The organism is Flagellimonas sediminis, assembly GCF_010500845.1.
Lineage (GTDB): Bacteria > Bacteroidota > Bacteroidia > Flavobacteriales > Flavobacteriaceae > Flagellimonas > Flagellimonas sediminis.
In genome coordinates, this window is the sequence record NZ_JAAAMI010000007.1 from 177,990 (window position 1) to 199,032 (window position 21,043).

17 protein-coding genes are annotated in these 21,043 nt (G+C 44.5%); 6 read left to right on the plus strand and 11 right to left on the minus strand.

The annotated features are described in order from the left end of the window. Positions 1-64: 64 nt before the first annotated feature. Genes scpA through udk form a run of 4 tightly spaced genes read right to left on the minus strand, consistent with a single transcriptional unit; the run spans position 65 to position 4,451 of the window. Complete coding sequence (gene scpA / locus GTK07_RS14285) at positions 65-2,137, minus strand: methylmalonyl-CoA mutase (RefSeq protein ID WP_163635927.1); 2,073 nt, start codon at positions 2,135-2,137, stop codon at positions 65-67. Continuing rightward, positions 2,130-3,515 carry a methylmalonyl-CoA mutase subunit beta gene (locus GTK07_RS14290; RefSeq protein ID WP_163635928.1) on the minus strand — a complete coding sequence of 462 codons (1,386 nt, stop codon included), beginning with the start codon at positions 3,513-3,515 and terminating at the stop codon, positions 2,130-2,132. Before GTK07_RS14290 ends, scpA begins: the two co-directional genes overlap by 8 nt. Further along, positions 3,508-3,840, minus strand: coding sequence for an FtsB family cell division protein (locus GTK07_RS14295; RefSeq protein WP_163635929.1), 333 nt, complete (start codon positions 3,838-3,840; stop codon positions 3,508-3,510). The genes GTK07_RS14290 and GTK07_RS14295 overlap by 8 nt, the downstream gene beginning before the upstream one ends. A 2-nt stretch (positions 3,841-3,842) precedes the next feature. Then, complete coding sequence (udk, locus tag GTK07_RS14300) at positions 3,843-4,451, minus strand: uridine kinase (RefSeq protein WP_163635930.1); 609 nt, start codon at positions 4,449-4,451, stop codon at positions 3,843-3,845. Between the two features lie 193 nt (positions 4,452-4,644). On the opposite strand from udk, the gene GTK07_RS14305 reads away from it, so the two are divergent. Genes GTK07_RS14305 through GTK07_RS14315 form a run of 3 tightly spaced genes read left to right on the plus strand, consistent with a single transcriptional unit; the run spans position 4,645 to position 8,126 of the window. Further along, a complete protein-coding gene (locus GTK07_RS14305) occupies positions 4,645-5,130 on the plus strand; it encodes an acyl-CoA carboxylase biotin carboxyl carrier protein subunit (RefSeq protein WP_235932875.1) in 486 nt (161 codons plus the stop codon). A gap of 6 nt (positions 5,131-5,136) precedes the next feature. Continuing rightward, the gene (accC, locus tag GTK07_RS14310; protein WP_163635932.1) at positions 5,137-6,579 is read left to right on the plus strand and encodes an acetyl-CoA carboxylase biotin carboxylase subunit; all 1,443 of its coding nucleotides are present in this window, start codon (positions 5,137-5,139) and stop codon (positions 6,577-6,579) included. Positions 6,580-6,584: 5 nt separating this feature from the next. Further along, on the plus strand, positions 6,585-8,126 hold the full coding sequence (locus GTK07_RS14315; protein ID WP_163635933.1) for an acyl-CoA carboxylase subunit beta: 1,542 nt from the start codon (positions 6,585-6,587) through the stop codon (positions 8,124-8,126). 108 nt (positions 8,127-8,234) lie between these two features. Here GTK07_RS14315 and GTK07_RS14320 read toward each other — a convergent pair whose 3' ends face one another. After that, positions 8,235-9,296 (minus strand): Gfo/Idh/MocA family protein, encoded by a 1,062-nt coding sequence (locus tag GTK07_RS14320; RefSeq protein ID WP_163635934.1) that lies wholly within the window; start codon positions 9,294-9,296, stop codon positions 8,235-8,237. A 185-nt stretch (positions 9,297-9,481) separates the two neighbouring features. Between GTK07_RS14320 and GTK07_RS14325 the strand changes: the two genes are divergently transcribed. Continuing rightward, on the plus strand, positions 9,482-10,690 hold the full coding sequence (locus tag GTK07_RS14325) for a multidrug effflux MFS transporter (protein ID WP_163635935.1): 1,209 nt from the start codon (positions 9,482-9,484) through the stop codon (positions 10,688-10,690). Here GTK07_RS14325 and GTK07_RS14330 read toward each other — a convergent pair. The 5 genes from GTK07_RS14330 to nagB form a co-directional block, all read right to left on the minus strand. Further along, positions 10,687-11,769 (minus strand): anhydro-N-acetylmuramic acid kinase, encoded by a 1,083-nt coding sequence (locus GTK07_RS14330; protein ID WP_163635936.1) that lies wholly within the window; start codon positions 11,767-11,769, stop codon positions 10,687-10,689. The genes GTK07_RS14325 and GTK07_RS14330 overlap by 4 nt on opposite strands. Before the next feature lie 2 nt (positions 11,770-11,771). After that, positions 11,772-13,361 (minus strand): glycoside hydrolase family 3 protein, encoded by a 1,590-nt coding sequence (locus GTK07_RS14335; RefSeq protein ID WP_163635937.1) that lies wholly within the window; start codon positions 13,359-13,361, stop codon positions 11,772-11,774. Next, positions 13,354-14,634, minus strand: coding sequence for an MFS transporter (locus GTK07_RS14340; RefSeq protein WP_163635938.1), 1,281 nt, complete (start codon positions 14,632-14,634; stop codon positions 13,354-13,356). The genes GTK07_RS14335 and GTK07_RS14340 overlap by 8 nt, the downstream gene beginning before the upstream one ends. After that, positions 14,631-16,148, minus strand: a complete 1,518-nt coding sequence (locus GTK07_RS14345; protein WP_163635939.1) for a glycoside hydrolase family 10-like protein — start codon at positions 16,146-16,148, stop codon at positions 14,631-14,633. Before GTK07_RS14345 ends, GTK07_RS14340 begins: the two co-directional genes overlap by 4 nt. Before the next feature lie 73 nt (positions 16,149-16,221). After that, a complete protein-coding gene (gene nagB, locus GTK07_RS14350; protein ID WP_163635940.1) occupies positions 16,222-18,159 on the minus strand; it encodes a glucosamine-6-phosphate deaminase in 1,938 nt (645 codons plus the stop codon). 173 nt (positions 18,160-18,332) lie between these two features. On the opposite strand from nagB, the gene GTK07_RS14355 reads away from it, so the two are divergent. Together GTK07_RS14355 and murQ are read left to right on the plus strand one after the other, a co-directional pair. After that, positions 18,333-19,082 carry a DeoR/GlpR family DNA-binding transcription regulator gene (locus GTK07_RS14355; RefSeq protein ID WP_163635941.1) on the plus strand — a complete coding sequence of 250 codons (750 nt, stop codon included), beginning with the start codon at positions 18,333-18,335 and terminating at the stop codon, positions 19,080-19,082. 5 nt (positions 19,083-19,087) lie between these two features. Beyond that, positions 19,088-19,900: an N-acetylmuramic acid 6-phosphate etherase gene (murQ, locus tag GTK07_RS14360; RefSeq protein WP_163635942.1), complete on the plus strand. Its 813-nt coding sequence runs from the start codon at positions 19,088-19,090 to the stop codon at positions 19,898-19,900. 8 nt (positions 19,901-19,908) lie between these two features. On the opposite strand, the gene GTK07_RS14365 is transcribed toward murQ, so the two are convergent. Next, on the minus strand, positions 19,909-21,027 hold the full coding sequence (locus GTK07_RS14365; RefSeq protein ID WP_163635943.1) for a PQQ-dependent sugar dehydrogenase: 1,119 nt from the start codon (positions 21,025-21,027) through the stop codon (positions 19,909-19,911). Positions 21,028-21,043 lie beyond the last annotated feature (16 nt).

The window sequence follows — 21,043 nt, forward strand, 5'->3', positions numbered from 1 at the left end:
GAATAAACCCACCATTAAGCGTTAAAGAAAGTTAAAGTTATATTTATAAGCCATTTAAGAGGGCTCAATCCATCAAGATGTTCAAGATTTCCATGGCCGCATCCGCAATTTTGGTACCAGGACCAAAAACCGCTACGGCACCGTTCTCTATCAAGTGCCCGTAATCCTGTTTGGGGATGACACCACCCACGATGACCATGATATCTTCGCGCCCCAGTTTTTTGAGCTCTTGTACTACTTCGGGAACCAGGGTTTTGTGTCCGCCCGCCAAGGAAGAAATGCCCAAAATGTGGACATCGTTTTCCACGGCTTGTTTGGCCACTTCCGCAGGGGTTTGGAAAAGAGGCCCGATATCCACATCGAAACCTAGATCGGCGTAGCCGGTAGCCACCACTTTGGCACCTCGATCGTGTCCATCCTGACCCATTTTGGCCACCATGATCCGAGGTCTTCGCCCTTCTTGAAGCGCAAATTCATCGGCCATTTTTCGGGCCTTTTCAAAACTTTCGTCGTTTTTGATTTCTTTGGAATACACGCCTGTAAAGGATTGGATTTTAGCTTTGTACCGCCCAAACGCACTTTCCATGGCATCGCTGATTTCACCTAGGGTAGCACGTTCTTTGGCAGCATGCACTGCTAAAGCTAGCAAATTTTTACGGTCTCCAGCTTGTTCATTGGCTTTTTTGGCCGCCGACCTAATTTGTTCCAATGCCTTCTCGACTGCTTTGGTATTTCTGGTGGACTTAATCTGTTCCAGAATTACCATCTGCTGTTTGCGTACTTTGGCATTGTCCACTTCCAAGATCTGAAGGTCGTCCTCGTTTTCCAATTGATATTTGTTCACGCCTACGATAATATCCTGGCCACTATCGATTCGGGCCTGTTTTTTGGCCGCGGCTTCTTCAATGCGCATTTTGGGGATACCTGCTTCAATGGCCTTGGTCATGCCGCCCAATTTTTCCACTTCTTGAATCAGTTTCCAAGCTTCCTCTGCAATATCGTGCGTCAATTTTTCAATCTTATGGCTACCGGCCCATGGGTCCACGGTTTTGGTGATATGGGTCTCCAATTGCAAGAAAATCTGTGTATTACGGGCAATCCTAGCTGAAAAATCCGTGGGTAGGGCAATGGCCTCATCCAAAGCATTGGTGTGTAGACTTTGGGTTCCGCCAAAAGCGGCGGCCATAGCCTCAATCGTGGTTCTGGCCACATTGTTGAAGGGGTCCTGCTCCGTCAAACTCCAACCACTGGTCTGACTATGGGTGCGCAGCATCAGCGATTTGTCACTTTTGGGTTGAAACTGTTCCACCAATTTGGCCCAGAGCATACGGCCCGCCCTCATTTTGGCAATTTCTGTAAAATGGTTCATCCCAATTCCCCAGAAAAAGGAAAGTCGTGGAGCGAACTCATCAATTTTTAAACCTGCCTTTATTCCGGTTCGGATGTATTCAATGCCATCGGCCAAAGTATAGGCCAATTCCATGGCCGCAGGGGCACCTGCTTCGTGCATGTGGTAGCCCGATATACTGATGCTATTGAACTTGGGCATTTTTTTGCTGGTAAACTCAAAAATATCGGCCACAATCTGCATGGAAGGAGTGGGTGGATAGATGTAGGTATTCCGAACCATAAACTCCTTGAGAATATCATTTTGAATGGTCCCGGCCAATTTTTCCATGGGAACACCCTGCTCCTCGGCGGCCACAATGTAAAAGGCCATGATAGGGATGACGGCTCCGTTCATGGTCATGGAAACGGACATTTCATCCAAGGGAATGCCATCAAAAAGAATTTTCATGTCCTCAACAGAATCGATGGCCACCCCAGCTTTTCCCACATCGCCCACAACTCGGTCATTGTCGGAATCATATCCTCGGTGCGTGGGTAGGTCGAAGGCAACGGAGAGCCCTTTTTGGCCCGCCGCCAAATTTCTACGGTAGAAGGCATTGCTTTCCTCGGCAGTGGAAAATCCTGCATATTGGCGAATGGTCCATGGTCGTTGCACATACATGGTGGAGTAGGGCCCCCGGAGAAAAGGGGAGATTCCGGCGGCAAAATTTTCGTGACCGAGGTTTTGGGTCTCGACTCCGATTGACCCTGCGGCCAATTCTAGGTTTTGAAGGTTCTTTCTACTCATGGTCCAATCTTTTTTGTTCCGAAGTTTCTGCCAATCGCTTTTCTATAATGGGCACTATTATAGTTTTTTTAGGCTGCGTCTTTACGAAAGGATACAATTCTAGGTCATCCTTCATGCGGTCCTGTGGATTTTGGTATTTGTTGGTGCCCAACGAAATGATCTTGCCTTCGTCAAACAATTCTTGTTCTTTGGCGGCACTTTCCTTGATTTTTTGTTGGATGGTCCCTTTTTTCAAGGCATCCAAAAATCCTCCGGAAGCCTCCAACTGTTTGAAGAGTGCCAAGGCTTTTTCGGCCAATTGCTTCGTCAATGATTCAATGTAATAGGCACCTTCCGAGATTTCCGCAGCTTCGTTAAAATACCCTTCCTCCTTCAATAACAACAATTGGTTTCTGGCAATACGTTCCCCAAAGGCATTGTCCTTGTGATAAATGGCATCGTAGGGCAGGTTACAAACCGTATCCGCTCCTCCCAAAATGGCCGACATGCATTCCGAAGTGGTGCGCAGCATGTTCACATTGTAATCGTACAGCGTTTTGTTGCGTTTGGAAGGTACGGCCAAGATGTGGCAATCGTTATTCAAATCATAAGCAGGAGCTACGGTTTTCCAAAGCCAACGCAAGGCCCTCAATTTGGCTATCTCAAAGAAATAATTGCTGCCAACCGCCACTTTAAAGGTGATTGGGAAGAATCCCCCGACTGCGCTCGAAAAATGGTTCAAGTATTCATGGGCATGTGCCAAACCGTACGCCAATTGTTGCACCATGTTGGCCCCTGCGTTTTGATAAAGCGACAGGTCCACACCCACCACAGATACCTTTCTTGGAGATTGGGCCAATTTCAAAATTTCTTCCAAAATCTTATGGTCTTTCTCCAAGTTATGGAACCAATTGCCATCTTTGGCCAGATGACCAATTAGGTCGATATGGAGATGGATGGTGGCTTTACCATCTTTTGTAGCGGCCAACAATTTTTTGATGGGTTCCACCGCCAAAAATTCAAATTGAAAATGGACTGGGATTTTAGCTAAATCGATTTCGGAAAGCAGCACATTAAAATCGATTTCTTGGTTTGGAAGCGTAAAAATCAAGCTTTCCACTCCCTTTTGAAGGATTTCACGAGCCTTGGCATTGGCTTTTTTGGCATCGCCTGCGTAGATGGTTTGGGCAATGTTCCACGGATGGTTCTTACCAATGGAAAAGCTAGGAATGCCCTCAACGTCCTCTTCGTTATAAAAAGGCTTCACTTTGATTCCTTCCAACGATTCCCAAACCAAAGCTTCGTTGTAGTCGGCACCTTTTAGGTCGTATTGGATCTTTTGTTTCCATTGTTTGGCGGAAACTTTGGGAAACCCATCAAATAGGCCAGTGTTACTCATCGTGTTTGTTCTTTATGCTGTCTTCGTATTCGATCAAAAAGATTTCTTCCTTATCTTTCTTCATGTAATATTTTTCCCTGGCCAACTTCTCGATTTCCTTTTCATCCGACATTTTTTCCAGAATCTCCTTGTCCTTTGCAATTTCTCCTTTCAAGAACTCTTTTTGCTTTTCCAGTTTTTTGATTTCGTTCCTTAGTTCTAAATGGATCAAAAGGGAATTGGTATCAAAAAAGGCCATCCAGATTACAAATATGGTCAGTACCAGGATGTACGTGTTCGTCATCAACTTAAACCATTTTTTTTGTTTGAGATCCTTGAGCCCCATAGCTACGTCAGTTTATTGTTGATGATGGTACGGACGATATCCACGGCCACCGTATTGTAATGGTTGTTCGGGATGATGATATCCGCAAACTCCTTTGACGGTTCAATGAATTGCTCGTGCATAGGTTTCACCGCGGTTTGATATCGGGTCAAAACCTTGTCAAGATCATGGCCACGTTCCCTAATATCCCTTTGCAACCTCCTGATCAACCGCTCATCGGAATCGGCATGTACAAAAATCTTGATGTCGAACATATCTCTTAGTTTCGGATTGCTCAAGACCAGAATACCTTCCACGATCATCACCTTTCGGGGAGGGGTGGGTATGGTCTCCTGTAACCGTGTTTCCTCTACAAAGGAATAAATGGGCGTGTCTATGGTCTTCCCTTCCCGCAATTGCTCAATATGTTCAATGAGCAGATCAAAATCGATGGAATTCGGGTGGTCAAAATTGATTTTCGCCCTTTCTTGCCGATCCAAATGGGAAAGGTCGTTGTAATAGGAATCCTGGGATATGACCCCCACTTCATTTTTAGGAAGTTGGTCCACAATTTGGTTGACCACGGTGGTTTTACCACAACCAGTGCCCCCGGCAATCCCTAAGATCAGCATACTTCTAATTTTGGTACCAAAAATAAGCAATTGATTAGATCTGCCCTCGGTTTAAAACTTTACATAATTAGTTCCCTTTTAGGAATTAAATGATGACCAAAGTCATAACCTTCCAAAGTTAATGGAACTAGCTTTGTGTGATTCTAACGCATTAATCTTATCTTTATCAGGGTAACCTATGGAAACACTTTTTATGGATAACTCATATTCGGTCAAGGTTGATGCCGACTTTGACTTTAAACTTTCCAAAGACCAAATTTCCTCCTTGGATTTGATTAAAACAGGTACAAACAGCTATCATCTGTTGAAGGATGGCGTGTCTTACCACATTGAGATTTTGGATGCTGATTTTATTGCAGGGACTTATACCATTGGCATCAATGGCCGTGAGCATCAGGCCGTTATCAGTACTCCATTGGACGAACTTATTGAGAAAATGGGCTTTGCCACCAATTCCAACAAGAACATCGATTCCATTGAGGCACCTATGCCCGGATTGATCTTGGATATATTGGTAAGCGAAGGACAAGAGGTGAAAGAGGAAGAACAGTTGGTGATCTTGGAGGCCATGAAGATGGAAAACATCATCACCTCACCTCGGAATGGGGTCATCAAGAAAATAGCCGTCAAGAAGGGAGATGCAGTTGACAAAAAACAGTTGTTGATTGAATTTCAATAAGATATCATGAAAAAAATATTAATTGCCAATCGTGGCGAAATTGCGGTACGCGTGATGAAGACCGCAAAAAAAATGGGAATCCGAACCGTGGCGGTCTACTCCACCGTGGATAGGAATGCACTCCATGTGCAATTTGCCGATGAGGCCGTTTGCATCGGCGAAGCACCGTCCAACCAATCCTATTTGCGGGGTGACAAGATCATTGAAGTGGCCAAACAACTCAACGTGGACGGCATCCACCCTGGATACGGTTTCCTTAGTGAAAATGCCGATTTTGCCGAAGCCGTTGAGAAGAGCGGGATTACTTTTATCGGCCCCAAAAGCAAGGCCATCCGCATGATGGGAAGCAAATTGGCGGCCAAGGAAGCCGTAAAAGCATACAACATTCCCATGGTACCGGGTATTGATGAAGCCATTAGCGATGTGGCCAAGGCCCATGAGATTGCCAATGAGGTGGGTTATCCTATCTTGATCAAGGCCTCTGCAGGCGGTGGGGGTAAGGGTATGCGTATCGTGGAGCGCGAAGAAGATCTGGAATCCGGTATGAAACGTGCCATCAGCGAGGCGACCTCGGCTTTTGGGGACGGTTCCGTTTTTGTGGAAAAATATGTGAAATCGCCAAGGCATATTGAGGTTCAGGTGATGGCCGATACCCATGGTAACGTATTACACTTTTTTGAAAGAGAGTGCAGTGTTCAACGCCGTCACCAAAAGGTGGTGGAAGAAGCTCCATCATCCATATTGACACCGGAAAAGAGAAAGGAAATGGGCATTGCTGCCACCAAGGTGGCTCAAGCCTGTGACTATATTGGGGCCGGAACCGTTGAATTTTTGATGGATGCCGACCACAACTATTACTTTTTGGAGATGAACACCCGTTTGCAGGTGGAGCACCCCGTTACCGAAATGATCACGGGAGTGGATTTGGTGGAATTGCAGATCAGGATAGCAAGGGGAGAGGCCCTGCCCATGGAACAGGAAGATCTTTCCATTCATGGCCATGCGGTGGAACTTCGGGTGTATGCGGAAGATCCTTTAAATGACTTTTTACCCAGTGTAGGGAATTTGGAAACCTATCAACTTCCTGTTGGGGAAGGTATTCGGGTGGACAATGGTTTTGAGGAGGGCATGGATATTCCCATCTATTACGATCCCATGCTGTCCAAGTTGATTGCCTACGGCAAGACCCGCGAAGAGGCCATTGAATTGATGTTGGATGCCATCAACAATTACAAAGTAAAGGGTGTGCAGACGACCCTGCCTTTTGGAAGTTTTGTTTTTGCACATGAAGCGTTCCGTTCCGGAAATTTTGATACCCACTTTGTAAAAAATCATTATTCCCCCGATAAGATTCACGAAGAAAACTCCAAGCATGCCGAAGTTGCCGCTTTGGTGGCCCTTCAACAGTATTTGGAAGATAAAAATATAGTGAGATTACCTTCAAATTGAACCCTATGGATTCCAAGATAAAAACACTACAGGATAAAATTGCCGAGGCCCATTTGGGCGGTGGTATCAAGAGGATAGAAAAGCAGCACGAAAAGAAAAAATTGACCGCTCGGGAACGGGTGCTCTATTTGTTGGATGAAGGTTCCTTTGAAGAAATGGGCATTTTGGTGACCCACCGGACCAAGGATTTTGGCATGGACAAAGAACTCTATTATGGGGACGGGGTAGTTACCGGTTATGGAACCATAAATGGAAGATTGGTCTATGTGTATGCGCAGGATTTTACCGTGTTTGGCGGTGCCCTTTCAGAGACCCATGCTGAAAAGATCTGTAAGGTAATGGACCTGGCCATGAAGGTTGGTGCACCTGTCATCGGATTGAACGATTCCGGTGGGGCCAGGATCCAAGAAGGTGTGCGATCGTTGGGCGGTTATGCTGATATTTTTTACCGAAACGTTCAAGCTTCCGGAGTAATTCCGCAGATTTCGGCCATAATGGGTCCCTGTGCTGGTGGAGCGGTGTATTCCCCTGCCATGACGGATTTTATCATCATGGTGGAGGAGACCAGTTATATGTTCGTGACCGGTCCCAATGTGGTAAAAACGGTTACCAATGAAGAAGTGACCTCGGAGGAATTGGGTGGGGCCAGTACGCATGCCGTTAAATCGGGAGTGGCACACAAGACTTCTGCCAACGATGCCGCTTGTTTGGATGATATTAAAAAATTGCTGGACTACCTTCCACAGAACAATACCCAACTGCCCGAACTGAAACCTTATGTTCTGGGAGATGAAATCAGAGAGGAACTTTGTGGCATTGTTCCGGATAATCCTAACAAACCTTATGATATGCATGAGGTGATCAAGGGCATCATCGATTCGGATACCTTCTATGAGATTCATAAAGACTATGCGGAGAACATCATCACCGGTTTTGCCCGATTGGGAGGAAGGAGTGTCGGGATTATTGCCAACCAGCCCATGTTCTTGGCAGGGGTGTTGGGGGTGAAAAGCTCTAGAAAGGCAGCACGTTTTACCCGTTTCTGTGATGCATTCAATATTCCTTTGCTGGTTTTGGTAGATGTACCAGGGTTCTTGCCCGGTACTGACCAAGAGTGGAACGGCATTATCATGCACGGGGCCAAATTGTTATATGCCCTAAGTGAGGCCACCGTGCCACGGGTTACCGTAATTACCCGAAAAGCTTATGGTGGTGCCTATGACGTGATGAACTCCAAACACATTGGTGCCGATTTTAACTTTGCTTGGCCCAGTGCCGAAATTGCCGTGATGGGAGCGAAGGGGGCCAGTGAGATTATTTTTAGACGCGAAATCGCCGAGGCCGATGATCCAGTAGCCAAATTGAAGGAGAAGGAAACCGAATATGCCGAAAAATTTGCCAATCCGTATAGGGCTGCAAGGCGCGGTTTTATAGATGAGGTCATCCTTCCGCAGGACACAAGGCGTAAATTATTAAAGGCTTTTGCCATGTTAGAGAAAAAACATGTGGAACCTCCAAAACGCAAGCACGGGAATATTCCGTTGTAAAAGTGTTCAGGTCTATACGAGTCATTCTGAGCAAAGCGAAGAATCTATTTTATGTGTAAAAGGTAAAGGGGTTTGATACGAATGTCACTAACTCGCGCGAATGACTTCTTACAAATCTATGGTCCTTCCTGTCCTGACGGATTCATCTGCAGCCAAAACAATTTTAAGGCTATTGATGGCATCGTTCAAGTGGTGCGTTAGGTCCAAATTATTGACAATAGCCTTGAGAAAATACTCTTGTTCCAAAAGGCAGAGTCCATCATGGTCTGGCTCATCTTCGGTACTGATGATTTCGTCCTTTTTATTGAAATTACCTTCATTGTCCAAAGAGCTATGGTGTAGTTTCAAGCTTCCGGTTTTGGTATGTCCTTCAACATCATCCGAAGCCCCTTTATTAAGATCACTAATGGAAACACAGCCCTTTGGTCCCATTACATCTTTGATGAAAAAAGCAGTTTCGCTCATCATGGGCCCCCAACCGGCTTCGTACCAACCTATGGACCCATCCTCAAACCTAACCTGCAGTTGTCCATAATTATACATGTCGCCATCAATTTCATTGGATAATCTTGCACCAATGGCAGACACACTAACTGGCTTAGATCGTGTCATGGAACACATGACATCAACATAATGGACCCCACAATCCACAATAGGAGACATGGATTTCATGAGTTGTTTGTGCGTATACCATTGGTTTCCACAACTTTGCTGGTTCAAATTCATCCGCATGACTAAGGGTTTTCCTAACGTTTGGGCTATTTCGGTAAACTTGGCCCAAGTAGGATGTACCCTTAAAATATAGCCCACTACCATTTTCTTGCCCTTTTTTTTGGATAGATCCACCAAGGTTTGGGCTTCTTCCACAGTTAAGGCCAATGGTTTTTCCACAAAAACATGGGCATTGGCCTCCAAGGCCATTTTTACGTAATTGAAATGGGTATCGGGATAAGTGTTGATGGATACCACATTCGGTTTGGTGGTTTGCAAAGCTTGGGCATAATCGGAAAAGGCAGCAACTCCTCCCAGTTCGTTGGAAAGTTGCTCCCGACTTTTAGCTCCACGACTGACCAACCCTACAATTTCAAATCCTTCCAATTTGTGATAGGCCTGGGCATGGGATGTTCCCATGTTGCCGCAACCCACGACCAAAGTTTTTAATTTTCCCATGTTTACATGTATAAACCTTAAAGATAAGGCTACTTCAGGTTTTTAAAGACTTGACAAGGGCTGATTCTAGGTAGAACTAAAAAGATTTTTGCATTTTCCTTGATTTTCTTTGTGCCTGTGTCTCCAGATCATTAAACCTTTCATAAAAGCTTTATTGGTATAACGGGTATGCCTATTTTTGCACCATGCAAAAAACAGCCCAAAAACCCAACTTTGAATTTGTGGCCATGATGGCCGCCTTAATGTCGATCGTAGCCTTGGCCATAGATGCCATTCTACCGGCCATTTCCAACATTGGGGAGGCCATTAAAAGCTATGACTCCACGGATAACCAATTGTTGGTCACTATGATTTTCTTGGGACTTGGGGTAGGACAGTTGTTTTTCGGGCCTATTTCAGACAGTTTTGGCAGGAAACCGGTGGTGTATGTGGGATTTATCATTTTTTTGGTGGCCAGTATCATTTGTTTGGTGGCACCTTCACTGGAAATTATGGTAGTCGGAAGGATTCTACAGGGAATAGGACTTTCCGCACCGCGTACCATGGCCATTTCCATCATCAGGGATACGTACCAGGGAGATTATATGGCAAAAGTCATGTCCTTCGTGGTGGCTTTCTTCATCCTAATTCCAGTGGTGGCACCGGCCATTGGTAAGTTGATTTTGGATGCTGCAGGTTGGCAGTCCATTTTTTATGTTCAGATGTTTTTTGTGTTCGTCGTTGCGCTTTGGTTTTGGAAAAGACAACCCGAAACCTTGCATCCCGAATATAAGATTCCCTTCTCCAGTCATGTGTTCGTTGATGGTTTGAGGGAGTTCGTGAAATACAAGGAAACTGTGGCCTTCACCATTACTTCCGGTTTGGTGACTGGTGCCTTTTTGGTGTATTTAAGTTCGGCCCAACATATTTTTGAAGACCAGTATGCGCTCAAAGAAGTGTTTCCGTACATATTTGCCGGGTTAGCCATTTCCATTGGGCTGTCCACTTTTTTGAACGGGACCTTGGTGATGCGCTTTGGTATGCGGAAATTGTCCCTTATGGCCACCATTGTATTTTGTTTGGTCGCTTTGATCTATTCCGTGGTGTTCTTGAACTCTCCCAACCCCAGTATTTATGTGTTGGTAGGTTTTTTATCCGTCCAGTTCTTTTGCCTTGGGTTCATGTGGGGTAATTTTCGGTCCATCGCCATGGAACCCATTGGGCACATAGCAGGAATAGGGGCGGCCATCAATGGGTTTGTCTCCACGGTGCTCTCCATTCCCATCGCTACATTCATCGGTGAGTTCGTTAAGGACAGTGTTTGGCCCTTGTTTGCGGGATTGGCCATCTGTGGATTGTGTTCCTTGGCCATTTTCTTGTTGGTCCACCGACCCAAGAAAGTTGTTACGGCTTAGTCCGAAATCGGAAAGAACACTTCCCCACTACAAGAATCCTGTATAGCTCCGGTAACGGAACGCAACACATTGATTTTGCCTTCAAGACGAAGTACACCCATCAACGCAAAAACCAAAGCCTCCTTGTATTCAATCAAGATTTTGTCAGGTATCACCAGTTCAATAGTAGGGCCCAACTTTTCTTGAAGGATATCCATGAAAAATTGATTTAAGGCCCCTCCACCAGTAGCAAGTAATCTGCTTGTGGGTTTATTCCCATGTTTGCGCACAGAAAAGGCAACTTGCTCACAATTGTGGTGGATCAAGGTATGCAATTTATCTGCATGGGTGCCTGATGATGCATCGATCAAAGGAACCACTTTACTTGTAAACCATTCATACCCGGTAGATTTAGGGTGAGGCGAACAGTAATATTCCAGACTGTTCAACTTTTTCAGCAAGTCGTGATCCAAACTTCCCGAACGGGCAAGTTCTCCATTTTCGTCATAGGAAAGCCCCAACTGGTGGGTAATATAGTTCAAGGGCATGTTGGCCATCCCAATGTCATAAGCGATACGCTCACCATTGTTTTCAAAAGAAATATTGCTGATACCGCCCAAATTCAAACAAAAATCGAATTCATGGAACAAAAGACGATCACCTATGGGGACCAATGGAGCTCCCTGTCCTTTTAGAGACACGTCTTTGGTTCGGAAGTCGCAAACCACTTGTTTGCCACAGGTGTTGGCCAAGACTTGTCCATCGCCCAATTGAAAGGTAATCCCATCTTCAGGTCGATGGTGTGAGGTATGTCCATGACTGGCAATGAAATCAATTTCTTCCTCCAGTTCGTCTATGAATTGTTTGGATTGTTCCCCTAGCCATTTGCCATAATCTTGATGCAACTGGGCATGATCTGGTTCTGAAAGATAGATGGCATTCTTGAGGTAATTCCTCATTTCATCGGAATAGGGGATGTCCTTGGTCTGTTTTATGTCAAAGTTCCAATGTCCATTTTCTTCCCAAATATGACAATAGGCCATGTCCAACCCATCCAAAGAGGTGCCTGACATCAGCCCCAATACTTTATAGATGCTCATGATTAAAATGTTTTCAATTTAATTGGAAGCGATCCGGTAGCGGATATTTTTCCTGTGAAATGTTGCAGGGCCACTTGTTGGAATTCAGGAAAATCCTGATAGATGAGGACAACGTTTGTTTTGGGCTGAATTTCTAAAATGTCCAAAACATAAGGATTCCCGAACAGATATAGAAGAACCTTTTTTGTTTTGAACAGGTATTTTATGGTCTTCAAAACACCATCCTCAAAACCGAATCGATCCTTAGGTTTTACGGCAGGTGGGAAAATGGCCAAAACCACTGTTTCTGTTTCATCATGTTTTAGCCGGAATATTTCTCGGTCAGAAGAAGTATTCAAAACCGGGTGACCAAATGCCTCCTCCAAACCTTTCGAAAAAAGGTTGGTTTTACTATTTGTAATGGCGACATTCAGAAAGTTTGAAGTTTGAATTTCTTCAAGCAGTTCAGGGGAACCAAATCTTTCGGTCAAGCAATTTTGGGCTACCTGTTGGTTGATTTTGGATGCCGTTTCCCAGTCCAATTCATCTGATTTATTTGTATTGGAAAATGCTTTTTCCTTCAGTTTCCAGATCCGATGGAAACTTTCTTCTATTCGGTCTTCTGTCTCCTGATGAAGAATGATATCAATACCTTCCTTGATATTTTCACTAAAACAGAGTACATCCATTCCAGCAGAAAAAGACTTCGCTTCCAACGTTCCTTTTTCCGGAAAGGTCTTGGATACAGCGTGCATGTTCAGTGCATCGGAAATGATGACACCGTCAAATCCCATTTGATTCCGCAATAAACCCGTAATGATTTTATTTGAAGTGGTCGAAGGTCCTTCGCTGTCCAATTGCGGCAGTAACAAATGTCCGACCATAACCGAATCCACACCTTTTTGGATCAACTCCTGAAAGGGATAAAGTTCATTGTTTTGCAACTCTTCCAAAGATTTGTCGATTACGGGCAAACCTAAATGGGAATCGGTTGCAGTGTCCCCGTGACCTGGGAAATGTTTGATGGAATTCAAAATTCCAGCATCGGACATGCCTCCAATGAATGCTTTGGCTTTGGTAAATACTTTTTGCTTGTCATCCCCAAAAGAACGATAGCCGATCACTGGATTTTCGGGATTGCTGTTGATGTCTACCACGGGAGCCAAGTTCCAATGGATACCCGCACTGAGGCAATCTCTGCCTATGGATTTGCCAATTTGGTAAATAAGATCCTCCCCATTTTGCAATGCCCCCAAAGTGATGGCATAAGGATATTGAGGGGTATTTTCAATGCGCATGGCCAATCCCCATTCCGCATCAATGGCGATCAATAGTGGAATTTTTGCTGCTTTTTGATAACGGGCAATGAGTTCTACCAATCGACCATAGCTTTTTTCATTATAGACAATCTGTTTTTTGCCTTCAAAATTGGTGGCAGCACTGGCACGGCTATGGAAGAAACAAAGTGACCCGATATTGTAATTCGCGATCAGTTGTTCCATTTTCTGGACTTCTTCTTCGGTATCGTTGATAAAAACAGCAGGCATGAACAGTTGGCCCACTTTCTGGAATAGTGTAACCTGATCTTTTGACGGCAAATGAATTTTATTCATCAGTTTCCATGGTTTTTTTGCCGTAATCGGCGGGGTAATCCAAATATTTCAACACGATAAACGCAGGTATGGCTGCAATGACCACCCAAATGAAGAAGCCATCATACCCCAACCATTCCTGAATATAGCCACTGAGCATTCCGGGGAGCATCATGCCCAAAGCCATAAAACCCGTGGCAATGGCATAATGAGAGGTTTTGGAAGCACCATCGGCCACATAAATCAGGTACATCAAAAATGCGGAAAAACCAAATCCATAACCGAACTGCTCCAAAACAACGGTGCCCCCCACGGCGTATATGCTGGTACTTTGTGTAATGGCCAAAAGGGCATACAGCGCGTTGGGCAGGTTCAGGGCCAAAAGCATGGGCAACATCCATTTCTTCAGTCCGTCGCGCGATATCAATATCCCCCCAACAATACCTCCCAAAGAAAGCATGATGATCCCCACCGTACCATAAATGGTGCCCACCGCTTCCGTGGAGTAGGCAAGACCACCCACTTCCAATTTGTCCAAAAGAAAAGGCGAAGCCATTTTAACCAATTGTGATTCGCCCAAACGGTAGGTGAGTATAAACAACAACGCCCAGCCAATTTGTTTTTTTTGGAAAAAGGAGGCAAACACTTCCAAAAACCCTGAGGGTTTCGCTTCCTTTTTACTTGTCGATTCTTCAAACTTGGGGGCCGCAATGAAATTGGAAATGGTCAGGGCCAGCATCAAAACGGAAGCACTGATCATGGTAAGGGACCAGGCTTTCGTATTGTCCACGAATCGGTTCTCCAAGTATCCCGCAAAGATGACGAGGAGTCCTTGGCCCGTTATCATGGCCAAGCGATAAAACGCGCTCCGTAGGCCAATAAAAAAGGATTGTTTTTTCTGGGTTAGTCCTATCATGTAATAGCCATCGGAAGCAATATCGTTGGTGGCCGAAGCGAAGGCTGCCATCCAAAAAAAGGCAAGGGTTATGGTAAAGAAGGAGTTGGAGGAAACGAAGAAACCGATTCCTAAAAAGGCCAATGAAATGACCAATTGCATCATCAAGAACCATTTGCGTTTGGTGCCGTTGAGGTCCACTATAGGGCTCCATAACGGTTTGATGACCCACGGTAGGTACAACCAACTCGTATATAGTCCAATTTCTGCGTTTCCAATGCCCAAGCGTTTGTACATGATCACGGAAACGGTCACCACCAAAATATAGGGGATTCCTTGTGTGAAATACAGGAAGGGAATCCAAAGCCAGGCGTTTTTGTCTTTCGGCGCTACATTCATTTTGGGTGTTTTAATTGGTTTTCATTAGTGTTGTTTTGGATTAGTGTCTGCATGTCACTTTCATTACCGTAGACATCCATGATGGTGATTGCAAGGTTCTTTTTTACATGTTTTGGTGCCAATTCCGTCCAAAAACAGTGTTGGCCCTTGTTTTCAGCAAAGTACTCCTTTGCCAAAAGTTGTCGACTTTTACCTTGGGTTTTATATAGGTTGATGAACCTTGGGATGCTGTCCGAATGCGAAAGACAAAGTCCTATATTTTCTTTCTGTATTTGGAAAAATTCAATGTAGGGAGATGGAATGTTTCGTTTGACCTTGTTCAATGGACCTGGATTTTTCGCTGGGAACCGATAAAATTTCAGTTTCAGTTTTTGGTTCACTTTTTCATGTTTTCCAATCAACGATTTGGCGCTGAAAAAGATATTCCCGTTCACATGTTCCAAATTCCTTGAAAATTTGAGCTGTTTTGGGATTTCGTTGCTCTTGTCCCAAGACTTGTCGCTATTGTTCTTGATTTTATAGGCACCATTCCCTATGTAGAGATTGGTGTTGGGTGTGGCATTGTTCCACCATGAGGTGATTTTTTTATGTGAAGCTACCGGAAAGTCCATGCTCCAATATACTTGGGGAGCCAAATAGTCCAACCAACCTTTTTGGACCCAAAGTAAGGGGTCGGCGTAAAGATCTTCATAGGTGGTCTGTCCTGCTTGGGTGTCCGAACCCTTGGGGTCGGTACTCCGGTTTTTCCATACCCCAAAAGGACTTATGCCGAATTGCACCCAGGGTTTTGTTGTTTTGATGGTTTTGTGGATCATTTTAACCAAGGAATCCACATTGCTCCTTCGCCAATCGTCCAAAGTTTGATTGGGCAGGGCATATTGGGAAAAAGTTGTTGCATCTTCAAAAACTTCCCCATCTACTTTATAAGGATAGAAGTAGTCATCAAAATGGATGGCATCTACCTCATGATTGGAAACCAGTTCCTTTACGATTTGGTTGAATTTATTCCGTACTTCCGGAAGCCCAGGGTTGTAGTAGTATTTTTGTCCGTATTTCACCATCCAATTGGGATGTTGGTAAAAATCGTGGGTTTCCGCCAAGACTGTGGTATCCAGATTTACCGTGGCCCGATATGGATTCAACCACGCATGGAATTCCATGCCATGTTTGTGGGTTTCCTCTATCATCCATTTGAAGGGATGATCAAATCCCTTTGGGGCTTCTCCCTCTTTCCCGGAAAGATATTTGGACCAAGGGGCAAGGTCTGTTTGGTAAAATGCATCACCAGCGGTGCGCACTTGGACTATGGCTGCGTTGAAATTTAGTTTCTTATAAAAATCCAGTATGGCAATGAAGTCCTTTTTTTTCTTCTCAACATCATCTTCCGGGTTTTTGGGCCAGTCGATGTTGGCCACGGTAGCAATCCATACACCCCTGAATTCTTCCTTGGGTGCTTTTGAAACCGCACAGGATAGGAGCAAAATTAAGGGGATGAAATAAAGGATTTTTCTCATAAAGGCTAATAAAAAAGGCCTACGGTGAACTAAATGTAGGCCTTTTTTGAGTAAATCAATCTATTGTGCACGATTAGAAATGGTACCGTACAAAACCTTCCATGGCCTCATATTCAGCCATGCCCAAGGCGTTGTAACGATTGGCGGTATCCTTGTTCCTTTGCTCGGCACGTTGCCAGAACTCCCTTTCATCATTGCCGGGGAACATGGCGCTGTCCTTTTGGGATTGGTGTTTGAAGATGGCATTTTTCTTTCTTGACATATCCTTGGGTCCAATAGGTATGGCCATTTCCATATCTGCAATGTCCCATTCCTGCCATGCGCCCCTGTACAGCCACACATAACAGTTTCGAATCCAATCCACCCTGTCATCCTTTAATTTTTGCAAGGCCCTAAAAACACTATCCAGGCAGACCCTATGTGTGCCATGCGGGTCCGAAAGGTCACCTGCCGCAAAAATTTGATGGGGTTTCAATCTGTTCAACAAGTCGTAGGTTATTTGAATGTCTTCATCGGATAGTGGTTTTTTTCTAACCGCTCCAGTTTCGTAAAAAGGAAGGTTGAGGAAGTGTGCGTTCTCTTCTTTCACCCCGCAATATCTACAAGCTGCCAAGGCTTCTCCTTTTCTGATAAGCCCTTTGAATTGCTGCACCTCTGGACTGTCCACTTCGCCTGGTTTCTTGCTGGCCAGGAATTCGCGTACCTCTTTGAATTTCTTTTTAAGCTCTTTGTTTTCTTTTTGAATGTCGGTCGCGAAATCCAAAAATCGGATAACCTCATCATCAAATACTGCTATATTTCCTGAAGTTTGGTAGGCTACGTGCACATGATGTCCCTGATCTACCAGTCTTAGCAACGTACCTCCCATGGAAATTACATCATCATCGGGGTGTGGACTAAAGATGAGCGAAGTTTTTGGATATGGTTCTGCCCTTTCCGGTCTTTGACTGTCATCGGCATTGGGTTTTCCTCCGGGCCAACCCGTAATGGTGCGCTGTAGTTCATTGAACACATTAAGGTTGATTTGTTCGGCGGAACCGATTTCAGCGATCAGATTACCCATGCCGTATTCATTGTAATCCTCGTTTGTCAACTTTAAAATAGCCTTGCCCAATTTCTCCGATAACCAAATGGTTGCTTTCTTGATCAATTTATCGTTCCACTCACATTCCGTAACCAACCACGGAGTCTTTATCCTGGTCAAGTTGGAAGCTGCGGCACTATCCAGAACGAAATCACAATTTTCATGATGTTGAAGGAAGGTGGCCGGTACGGACTCCTTGATCTTTCCTTCCACAGCCTGGTGAATGATGTTCGATTTTCCTTCGCCCCAAGCCATTAGGATGATCTTTTTGGCTCCCATGATGGTGCCTACCCCCATGGTGATTGCTCTTTTGGGAACATTTTCTTCCCCAAAGAAATCACTGGCGGCATCCAATCGCGTAACCCTGTCCAAACGCACCAACCGGGTTTTGGAGTTTAATGAGGATCCAGGTTCATTGAATCCAATATGTCCTGTTCTACCGATTCCGAGAATTTGGATATCGATTCCTCCAACATTTTGGATTTTCTCCTCATAATCCATGCAATATTTTCTGATTTCCTCTTTGGATAGGCTTCCGTCCGGAATATGAACGTTGTACGGTTCAATGTCGATATGGTCAAAGAGGTGTTCGTTCATGAAACGCCTGTAGCTATGGATGGAAGTAGGGTCCATTGGGAAATACTCATCCAAATTGAAGGTTACGACGTTTTTGAAACTTAGACGACCTTCCTTGTAAAACTGTACCAGATAATCATAGACCTTGGTAGGGGTGGATCCGGTGGCCAAGCCAAGTACGGCTTTTTTACCCTCTTCTTGTTTTTGTTTGATAAGACCGGCAATTTCGTTGGCCACATACCAAGAGGCACTTTCTGAGTCTTGATAAATATGGGTGTTGATTTTTTCGAACTTGACAGTTTCAGTGTCCTGAGGTTCAAGTTTCGTTGGATTTTTGACCAATTCTTGCATGTTTTGTCGCTATTAAGGGTTTTAAACAGGACAAATATAGAATATTTTGCCGTTATTTGCAGTATTTTTGCTGTTTTTTGCTTTTTTAACACAATACTTATATTGAACCGTAGATAAACTGCATGATCTGGAATAGTTTTCTACTTTTGAATTTGAATCCAAATAAGATTATAATGCTCAAGGAAGAACGACATCGGGCCATTCTCAATGAAGTGGAACTCCATAACAGAGTGCTTTTGACTGATTTGGCCGAAAAGTTGGATGTTTCCATTGATACGGTAAGAAGGGATGTTAAAGAGTTGGATGCGGAGAATATGCTGACCAAAGTACATGGCGGAGCAGTGTCTTTAGGATTTGTAAACCAAAGCCCGGTCCGTAGCAATGTTTATGCACTTGACAAAAAAGTGAATATTGCAAAAAAGGCCTTGGCCTTATTGCGTAACAACAGTGTGATTTTGATCGATGGAGGAACCACTTGCCTGGAATTGGCCAGATTGTTGCCCACGAACATCAAACTCACCTGTTTCACCCTTAGTCTTCCGGTGGCAATGGAATTGTTGGCAAAACCCAACGTGGAAACCATATTCATTGGAGGCACACTTTCCAGGGATTCGCAAATTGCCGTGGGCTCCAGTACTATAAATGCATTGACCCAGATTAAAGTGGACTATAGTTTCATCGGGACGGGATATGTAGATACGGAATTTGGGCTGACCGAGTTTGACTGGGAAGTGGTGCAGACAAAGAAAGCGGTGATCAATGCTTCCAAGAAAACGGTACTTTTGTGCATATCGGAAAAATTGAATTCACAGCATCGTTTTAAAACTTGTGACCTGAATGTGATCAGTACCATGGTGACGGAACTGGAAGCTTGGGACAAGAAACTCGATGCTTTCAAAAATATGAACATACAATTATTGTAAGAGTGGTGGAAAAACACATTAAGATAACGGAGAAACCGTCTTTGTACGACCGATTGGAGGAGATGGACGCGTTGGAGATCGTATCCAACATCAATAATGAAGATAAAAAGGTGGCCCATGCTGTGGAGCAGGTTTTACCCAAGGTGGCCCAAGTGGTGGAAGAAACCGCAAAGCGCTTTGGAAAAGGGGGGCGATTGTTCTACATAGGGGCGGGTACAAGTGGTAGATTGGGTATTTTGGATGCTTCCGAGATTCCACCCACTTTTGGAATACCACATGATCGTGTTATTGGGCTTATCGCAGGTGGTGATTCTGCCATTAGAAAAGCAGTGGAATTTGCCGAAGATGATACCGCTCAGGCATGGAAAGACCTTCAGAAGTACAACATAAATAATAATGACGTCCTGATTGGGATTGCCGCATCAGGAACTACGCCCTACGTGTTGGGAGGAATTTCCGATGCCAAGGCACACGGAATCTTGACTGTGGGAATTACCAATAACCCCGGGTCGCCACTGGCTTTGGATTCGGATATTGCCATAGAGATCAATGTGGGACCAGAGTTTTTAACAGGTAGCACCCGTATGAAGAGTGGCACAAGCCAAAAACTGGTACTGAATATGATATCTACCGGACTGATGGTCCGCATTGGCCGCGTAAAGGGCAATAAAATGGTGAATATGCAACTCAGTAATACCAAACTGGTAGATCGTGGGACCCGTTACATTATGGAAGAATTGGGCTTGGGCTATGAAGAGGCGGAAAAGGCCCTTAAAAAGTATGGCTCCGTTAAACTGGCCGTAGAAGCCCTAAAGTAAACTTCAGTTTATTTAGGCACCAATTTAATAATACCTTTGCCTTCAATACCTACATAAATGTAACCATCAGGTGCTTGGCGTACATTTCGGACACGTCCCATGGCGTCCAACAGCTTTTCCCGGTAGACGACCTTGTTGTTCTTGATTTCCAATCGTTCCAAGTATTGAAAGGATAAGGAACCCACCAACAGATTCCCTTTCCATTTGGGATATTTGCTTGAAGAAACAAATGTCATTCCAGAAGGTGCAATGGAAGGTGTCCATTGATAGATGGGTTGTTCCATTCCTGGCCTGGAGGTCTCATCGGTGATTTTTGTTCCACTATAGTTGATTCCGTAGGTGATTATGGGCCATCCATAGTTTTTTCCTTTTTGGATAATATTGATCTCGTCACCACCCCTAGGTCCGTGCTCATGCTCCCACAGTAAACCTGTTTCAGGATTAACGGCCAAACCCTGTGGGTTTCGGTGACCATAACTGTAAATGGCCATTTTGGCCCCATTGGTTCCAATGAAAGGATTGTCTTTTGGAATACTACCATCGTCATGGATCCTATAAATTTTTCCGCCATCCCTTTTGATGTCCTGCGGATTCACGTCCCTGTCGCCACGTTCCCCAATAGAAAAGAAAAGATAGCCGTTACGATCAAACTCTAATCTGGATCCAAAATGTTGTCCGCGGGTACTGTTGGGAACAGCTTTGTACAACACTTGTTGGTCCACCAATTTGTTTTTGGAAAGTTTGGCCCTCATGATGGCCGTATTTCCACCCTTGTCATCCCCATCGCTGGAGGCATAGGAGAAATAGACCCAGCCATTTTCTTTGTAATTGGGATGCAATTCAATGTCCAGTAAACCTCCTTGGCCTCGATTGTATACTTCGGGGACATTTTCAATTTCGATGTTTTTCCCCGATTTGTGTAGGATCAGTTTCCCGGATTTCTCGGAAACCAGGATTCCACCATCTGGAAGAAAAGCCATGCCCCAAGGGTTCTGAATGCCTTCAACCACGGTTTCTACAGTAAAATCAAGGGTTTTCGGAAGATTTATGCCCAAATCGGGTTGTTGGGCGCAAGACGTACTAAGCAGTACAACGAAAAAATAGGGAAATAAGAGACTTTTTTTCATAGTTTTACGTTGAAAT

Coding starts and splice junctions, on each gene's coding strand:
- GTK07_RS14315 (WP_163635933.1), top strand. CDS start 6,585: ATGGATTCCAAGATAAAAACACTACAGGATAAAATTGCCGAGGCCCAT.
- udk (WP_163635930.1), bottom strand. CDS start 4,451: ATGCTGATCTTAGGGATTGCCGGGGGCACTGGTTGTGGTAAAACCACC.
- GTK07_RS14295 (WP_163635929.1), bottom strand. CDS start 3,840: ATGGGGCTCAAGGATCTCAAACAAAAAAAATGGTTTAAGTTGATGACG.
- GTK07_RS14305 (WP_235932875.1), top strand. CDS start 4,645: ATGGATAACTCATATTCGGTCAAGGTTGATGCCGACTTTGACTTTAAA.
- GTK07_RS14320 (WP_163635934.1), bottom strand. CDS start 9,296: ATGGGAAAATTAAAAACTTTGGTCGTGGGTTGCGGCAACATGGGAACA.
- GTK07_RS14340 (WP_163635938.1), bottom strand. CDS start 14,634: ATGAATGTAGCGCCGAAAGACAAAAACGCCTGGCTTTGGATTCCCTTC.
- GTK07_RS14345 (WP_163635939.1), bottom strand. CDS start 16,148: ATGAGAAAAATCCTTTATTTCATCCCCTTAATTTTGCTCCTATCCTGT.
- nagB (WP_163635940.1), bottom strand. CDS start 18,159: ATGCAAGAATTGGTCAAAAATCCAACGAAACTTGAACCTCAGGACACT.
- GTK07_RS14335 (WP_163635937.1), bottom strand. CDS start 13,361: ATGAATAAAATTCATTTGCCGTCAAAAGATCAGGTTACACTATTCCAG.
- GTK07_RS14355 (WP_163635941.1), top strand. CDS start 18,333: ATGCTCAAGGAAGAACGACATCGGGCCATTCTCAATGAAGTGGAACTC.
- GTK07_RS14290 (WP_163635928.1), bottom strand. CDS start 3,515: ATGAGTAACACTGGCCTATTTGATGGGTTTCCCAAAGTTTCCGCCAAA.
- GTK07_RS14365 (WP_163635943.1), bottom strand. CDS start 21,027: ATGAAAAAAAGTCTCTTATTTCCCTATTTTTTCGTTGTACTGCTTAGT.
- GTK07_RS14325 (WP_163635935.1), top strand. CDS start 9,482: ATGCAAAAAACAGCCCAAAAACCCAACTTTGAATTTGTGGCCATGATG.
- GTK07_RS14330 (WP_163635936.1), bottom strand. CDS start 11,769: ATGAGCATCTATAAAGTATTGGGGCTGATGTCAGGCACCTCTTTGGAT.
- scpA (WP_163635927.1), bottom strand. CDS start 2,137: ATGAGTAGAAAGAACCTTCAAAACCTAGAATTGGCCGCAGGGTCAATC.
- accC (WP_163635932.1), top strand. CDS start 5,137: ATGAAAAAAATATTAATTGCCAATCGTGGCGAAATTGCGGTACGCGTG.